Origin of the sequence: Dokdonella sp. (assembly GCF_035703485.1) — a bacterium.
In the GTDB taxonomy this organism is placed as follows: domain Bacteria; phylum Pseudomonadota; class Gammaproteobacteria; order Xanthomonadales; family Rhodanobacteraceae; genus Dokdonella.
In genome coordinates this window covers 1-6,312 of record NZ_DASSYD010000194.1, presented here as the reverse complement: position 1 = coordinate 6,312, position 6,312 = coordinate 1, and the positions used below count along the sequence as shown (strand labels likewise).

Annotated in this window: 7 protein-coding genes; 2 read left to right on the top strand and 5 right to left on the bottom strand. The window is 58.0% G+C overall.

Annotation, left to right across the window (positions count from 1 at the left end; genetic code table 11):
* The 4 genes from VFN25_RS14785 to VFN25_RS14770 form a co-directional block, all read right to left on the bottom strand.
* Window positions 1-309: pilus assembly protein PilP (locus tag VFN25_RS14785; RefSeq protein ID WP_325143255.1), on the bottom strand; the 309-nt coding region annotated here is incomplete at its 3' end.
* A 1-nt stretch (window position 310) separates the two neighbouring features.
* Window positions 311-964 (bottom strand): type 4a pilus biogenesis protein PilO, encoded by a 654-nt coding sequence (locus tag VFN25_RS14780; protein WP_325143253.1) that lies wholly within the window; start codon window positions 962-964, stop codon window positions 311-313.
* Complete coding sequence (locus tag VFN25_RS14775) at window positions 961-1,674, bottom strand: PilN domain-containing protein (protein WP_325143251.1); 714 nt, start codon at window positions 1,672-1,674, stop codon at window positions 961-963. Before VFN25_RS14775 ends, VFN25_RS14780 begins: the two co-directional genes overlap by 4 nt.
* On the bottom strand, window positions 1,674-2,732 hold the full coding sequence (locus tag VFN25_RS14770; RefSeq protein ID WP_325143249.1) for a pilus assembly protein PilM: 1,059 nt from the start codon (window positions 2,730-2,732) through the stop codon (window positions 1,674-1,676). Before VFN25_RS14770 ends, VFN25_RS14775 begins: the two co-directional genes overlap by 1 nt.
* Before the next feature lie 220 nt (window positions 2,733-2,952).
* Here VFN25_RS14770 and VFN25_RS14765 point away from each other — a divergent pair, with 220 nt between their 5' ends.
* Window positions 2,953-5,445: a penicillin-binding protein 1A gene (locus VFN25_RS14765; protein WP_325143246.1), complete on the top strand. Its 2,493-nt coding sequence runs from the start codon at window positions 2,953-2,955 to the stop codon at window positions 5,443-5,445.
* Complete coding sequence (locus VFN25_RS14760; RefSeq protein WP_325143244.1) at window positions 5,445-6,062, top strand: hypothetical protein; 618 nt, start codon at window positions 5,445-5,447, stop codon at window positions 6,060-6,062. Before VFN25_RS14765 ends, VFN25_RS14760 begins: the two co-directional genes overlap by 1 nt.
* Before the next feature lie 69 nt (window positions 6,063-6,131).
* On the opposite strand, the gene VFN25_RS14755 is transcribed toward VFN25_RS14760, so the two are convergent.
* The coding region (locus VFN25_RS14755; protein ID WP_325143242.1) for a citrate/2-methylcitrate synthase at window positions 6,132-6,312 on the bottom strand (181 nt) is incomplete at its 5' end.

Here is a 6,312-nt window from a genome sequence, read left to right as displayed (position 1 = left end):
GAGAGGAAACGACTCCAGCGGCTCACGGGCTCGATTTTGATCTGGCCGAGGCCCTGCGTTTACCGTTTCTTCCTGTTCTTCGCTTGTCGGCAGGTCAAACGGATCGCGATCTTCCGGCGCTCGCAATGTGTACTCAAAGGTTTCGAAGGTCTTGATTGCAGGGGGTGGTTCCAGTGGAGCGCCTTTTTTGGCTTTTTCCTGCTGCACCCATTTGGCAACTTCCCCCTGACCCGACATGCAGCCGGCGACAGTCAGCAGAAGCAATCCGCCAGCGATGACTCGAACAACCACTGCAGAAGGATTAGTCATCTCAGTTCCTCCCTTTTGGAGGGTTCGTCGTATCAAACTCTGCTATCTCGTCGTTATCCATGTAGCGATAGGTCTTGACCGTTCCTTCAAGAGTCAACGTTCCTCCTGCTGCAGCTGCCGACCCCCGTGACGTTGGCCGTAGCGACACATCGTGCATGGTCAAGATCACGACACGCGGCAATGAGGCCACCTTGCTGATGAAATTTCCAAACTCATGATAAGTACCAACCATGCGTAACTGGATCGGCTTCTCGGCATAGAAGCCCTTCATCACTTCGGGGCCTGGCTGAAACAGCTCGTTGGTGATTCCCGCGCCGAGCGCTGCTTGCGAAATTTCCAGGATTAACTTGGGCATTTCGGTCTTGCCGGGCAGCTGATTGATCATTTGCTGCAACTCGTCGGTCATGTTTTCAAGCTGCTTCTTGTAGGCAGCCAGATTGACGACCTGAGCCTGCTTTTTGACGAATTCGGCTCGAAGTGTCATCTCCTTTTTTTCCGCAGAGTCCAATTCTTCCTGTTGCGCGCTGATCTGGAAATACCAGCCCAACAACAAAATCACCACTACGATCAGAATGGCAAAAAAAGCCTTGATTGATTTCGGCCAGTTGCCGACGTTATTGCGGTCGAGGTTGCGTAGATCGTCGAAGAAACTCATGGCTTCTTCTCCTCGGCTGGCGCCTTTTTCGATGTCAGCGTAGTTGCCGCATTGTTCAACTGGGCGCCCAGGTCCGTCGGCTTCGCCTTGTCCCCGGATCCGGCGTCATCGCCCGCTGCCGTAGCGTCGACAGCGGCGGCGCTCTTTTCCGCTTCTGTTGTTTTCTTGGTCGTGACCGACAACGAGAAGACATAGGGCATTTTCGGATCGACGCCCGCTGTGCCCTCTTTACTTTCGATCTTGGCCAGATCCGCCTTGCCGAGATAGGGCGAGTTCTCCAGCGAGCGCATATAGGTTGCGACGCGCGTGCTCGATTCGGCTACACCTTCCAGGGTGAGTTTGTCGCCGGTCTGCTTGAGCGAGGTCAGCCGCGTGCCATCGGGAATGGTGCGGGAAAGCTGATCGAACAGATGCACCATCTGCGAACGATTTGACTGCAGATCCTCGATGATTTCCTTGCGCGCAAGCAACTGCGAACGCACCTTTTCGAGGTTCTTGATGGTTTCGATATCCTTGTCGAGCAATTTTATCTGCGCGCTGAGGTAGTCGTTTCGCTGGTTCTGGTTGTCTATACGCATCCCCATCCAGTAGGAAACGCAGAAGAACACCAATATGGCCGCCACCGCAGTGGCAACCAACATCATGTAGAACTCGCGCTCGCGTTGTTTGCGTCGCTCGGCTCGCCACGGCAATAGGTTGATTCTGGCCATCAGTCGAAACTCCTCATCGCCAGTCCACACGCGATCATCAGCGCCGGAGCGTCTTGCGCGAGTGTCTGCGCCTGAACACGCGACGACAGCGACATGTTGGCAAGCGGGTTGGCAACGACACAGGGAACACCCAGCTGTTCTTCGACCATGTCACTGATGCCGGTGATCGAAGCGCAACCACCAGCGAGAACGATCTGGTCAACCCTGCTGTATTCGCTACCTGCGAAGAAGAACTGCAAGAGCCTGGAAATCTGCTGGACCATCGCCTCCTTGAACGGCTCCAGCACCTCGATCTCGTAGGATTCCGGCAAGCCACCCTGACGCTTGGCCAGACCGGCTTCCTCGTAGCTCAAGCCGTAACGGCGCATGACCTCATCAGTCAGCTGCTTGCCGCCGAATACCTGCTCACGCGAATAGATCGTGCGCTGATTGCGCAAAACGATCAGCGTAGTCATGGTTGCGCCAACGTCAATCACCGCGACCACGGCTTCTTTCGGAACAGAGAGCTGGTCGGCGATCAGGCGGAACGCGTTTTCCATGGCGAATGCTTCGACATCCATGGTTTTCGCGGAGAGTCCGCCAAGATCAAGGGCGGCAATGCGCAAATCGACGTTCTCGGTTCGCGATGCCGCCAGCAGGACATTGACCATGTCTGGATTGTCCTTGACCGGGCCAATCACCTCGAAATCGAGACTGACTTCCTCGATTGGGTAGGGGATGTACTGATTGGCCTCGATCTGGATTTGCGCCTCCATGTCCTCTTCGGACAAGTCGGCGGGCATCGGAACAATCTTGGTAATGACTGCCGAACCGGCGACCGCTGCCGCGGCCGATCGGGTTTTCGCCCCGGATCGACTCAGCGCACGACGGATCGCATCGCCGACGGCCTCGACCTCGACAATGTTCTTTTCGACCACGGCGTTTGGAGGCAGAGCCTCGACGGCGTAGTGCTCAACGCGATACCGACCGCCTGCCTGCACGAGCTGCAACAGCTTAACGGCTGTTGAACTGATGTCGACTCCGATCAGAACCGGTGCCTTAGGAGTGAAGAGTCCCACTACTTTTTCCCCTTCCCACGCGCCCTTACGAGCGAAACATGTGTTTTCACATTAAATCTAAATCTCGACCACTTGGCAACAGGAAACACTCAAAAAGTCGATCCTGTCGCCAAAATTGTCCTGAATTGACCATTTTCGTCGGCCCGGATCCCGGTCGGGCTGCTCGATTCGGCCCCAAATGCACCTATACTCTGTCGACTGCGCCAAGATTCTTCCTTGAATGTCATCACACCTCGCACCTGCTCTTCGAATCTCACTCCGCCTTGCCCGTTACGCGCTCTACGTCGGTCTGAGTGGTGCTCTGCTCGGCTGCCTGGGACTTGGCATCGCCTACTGGCTGATCTCGCCACGGCTGCCTTCCGCGGAGATTCTCAAGGATGTCAACCTTCAGGTACCCCTGAAAGTGCTGTCTGCCGACGGCAAGTTGATGGCGACGTTTGGCGAGACGAGGCGAATCCCGATTCACATGTCGGAAGTTCCTGAACGGCTCAAGTTTGCCGTGCTCTCGGCCGAGGATGCTGATTTCTACAGCCATTCCGGCATCGATATTCCCGGCATCATGCGCGCCGTGTGGCTGGTGGTCACAACCGGCAGCAAGCATGTCGCTGGCGGCAGCACGATCACCCAGCAGGTCGCCCGGCAGTTTTTTCTGAGCCCCGAAGTCACCTACACGCGGAAGCTCTCGGAGATCTTCCTTGCTTTCCGTATCGAGAACGCGCTGAGCAAGGACGAGATCCTCGAGCTCTATTTGAACAAGAGCTTCTTCGGCAACCGCGCCTACGGCATTGCCGCTGCCGCCGAGTTCTACTATGGCAAGACTCTCGACCAGTTGACCCAGGCCGAATGCGCAATGCTCGCCTCGCTGCCGAAATTCCCTTCAACCGGCAATCCGATCAACAACCTGCCCCGGGCCTTGCTGCGTCGCGCCTACGTACTCGGTCGAATGCGCGATCTCGGCCATATCGATCAGGCCACCTATGACCAGGCCATGGCAGAGCCGGATAACTCCTTTGCTCATGAACCACCGATCGAAATCGAGGCGGCATACGTCGCCGAACTGGTGCGTCAGGAAGCCATCGAGCGCCTCGGCAATGATGCGCTGAACAATGGTTACGTCATCCGTACGACAATCGACTCTGCCGACCAGGAGGCCGCCAACCTGGCTTTGCGCGACTCCCTGACCGATTACGACACTCGCCACGGCTACCGCGGCCCGGAAAAGCATGCGGAAGTTCCAGCGCAGGCGACTTCCGCGGACCTGCTCAAGCTGATTGACAGCTACCACGTCGTCAGTGGGCTCGTTCCAGCGATTGTCAGTCATGTCAGTGCCGACGAAGCCATCCTTCTGATGAGTGACGGACAAAGCGCCGTGCTCAATCTCGAATCGATGCTGTGGGCGCGCCCTTACATCGATGAAAGTCGGCGTGGTCCAACACCGAAGAAGGTTGATGACGTACTCCATGTGGGCGACATCGTGCGCGTTTCCCGCGATGACGAAGGCGAATGGAAACTGTCTCAGATTCCCGCGGTGCAAGGCGCTCTGGTCGGCCTCAGCCCCGAGGACGGAGCAATCCGATCGATGATCGGCGGCTTCAATTTCTCGCGCAGCAAATACAACCGTGCCACCCAGGCCAGCCGCTCGGCAGGCTCGAGCTTCAAGCCGTTCATCTACTCGGCCGCGCTAGATCACGGCTTTACCCCGGCATCGGTGATCAACGATGCGCCTCTGGTCTTTCCCGACCCATCGCGACCAAATGGCTTGTGGACGCCCTCCAATGACGACGGCAAGTTCGATGGCCCGATTCGCCTGCGCGAGGCGCTGGTGCGTTCAAAAAATCTGGTATCGGTACGCCTGCTCGATGCCATTGGTGTTCACTACGCTCATGAATACGTGACCCGCTTCGGCTTCACGCCGCAGCAGGTACCTGAAAATCTGTCGATGGCGCTGGGAACAGCCGCCGTTTCGCCACTGGCCATGGCGCGCGGCTACTCCGTCATCGCCAACGGCGGATTTCTTATCGACCCGTATTTCATCAGTGAAATCGATGATCGCGACGGCAACACGATCTACCGTGCCAATCCAGCGCGCGCCTGCCGCGACTGTCCGCAACGTCAGTTGCAGGAAGCCCAGGACTCGACCGCTTCCGCCGACGAATCAGCCGCGGGCTTCACCCCGGTTGCCGTTGCGCAGGCGGCGAGCACCCCTGCAGACTCAAGCCAACCTCGATTGGCACCCCGCGTCATGGATGCAAGTACCGTTTATTTGATTACCTCGATGATGCGCGACGTCGTTCGTCGCGGCACCGGTTCGGGTGCAATGGTGCTCAAGCGCCATGATCTTGCCGGCAAGACCGGGACCACCAATGATTATCGCGACGCCTGGTTTTCGGGATTCAATGCCAAAATCGTTGCCACTGCCTGGGTCGGTTTCGATGATTTCAGCTCGCTGGGCAGTCGCGAGTTCGGCTCAAGATCTGCACTGCCAATCTGGATCGGCTTCATGCGCGCCGCTCTGGACGGCATGGAAGAACAACCGTTCGACATGCCGCCAGGCATCACCACGGCACGTATCGACCGCGACAGCGGCTTGCTGGCACCGGCTGGCGATCCGGATTCGATGATCGAGTACTTCAAGAAGGAAGACGTCAAGCAATTGGCAGCGCGGCCGAATCAGCAAAACGAAGAGCAGCGCGAGGCCTACGACGTCTTCTGATGCGACATTCGCCTGACCAGGGCAACGCGGCACAGACGCGCAGACGAATCGCCGTCGAAGCCGCGCGAATGATTGCCGAGCAAGGTTTGCGCGATTTCCATATGGCCAAACTCAAGGCTGCCGCACAATTGGGCCTGGGCGCGTCGACGGCCTTGCCGCGCAATAGCGAGATCGAGGACGCATTGCGCGAGCACCAGCGCTTGTTCCAGTCCGATTCGCAACCCCGCCAGCTCGCCAAGTTGCGAGAAACCGCCGTCGAAGCGATGGAATTCCTGTCGCTTTTCGAGCCGCGGCTGGTCGGGCCGGTTCTGGATGGGACTGCCGATGTCTACTCGGCAATCTGCCTGCACCTGTTCACCGACAACGCGGATGACGTCGCCGTGTTTCTTGGCGAACAACGCATCCCATTCGAACAACAGCAACGGGATCTGCGCATGAGCACCGAACTCACTTGCAGCCTGCCAGTCTTCGTATTCGCCGCCGGTGATGCGTCGATGGATTTAACCGTCTTTCCCGTCGATGGCTTGCGTCAGGCGCCGCTGGATCGTGTCAGTGGACAAACGATGCGGCGGGCAAGCCGGGATGCGGTGATGACTCTGGCCGCCGGCCGGACCTGACCGGCGGCGAAGCCGGACCATTCACGAATAGTCCGGTTTCACCAGTCCGGGCACATTCGACCCGGACAATCAGCGCTTGCCCAGTTCCACGTAGTCGCGCTCGACCGAGCCGGTATAAATCTGGCGTGGACGTCCGATCTTGTTGTCCGGTGTCACCTGCTGCTCCAGCCAGTGTGCAACCCAGCCTGCTGTTCGCGCGATGGCGAACATGACGGTGAACATCTCGGTCGGGATCTTCAGCGCCTTGTAG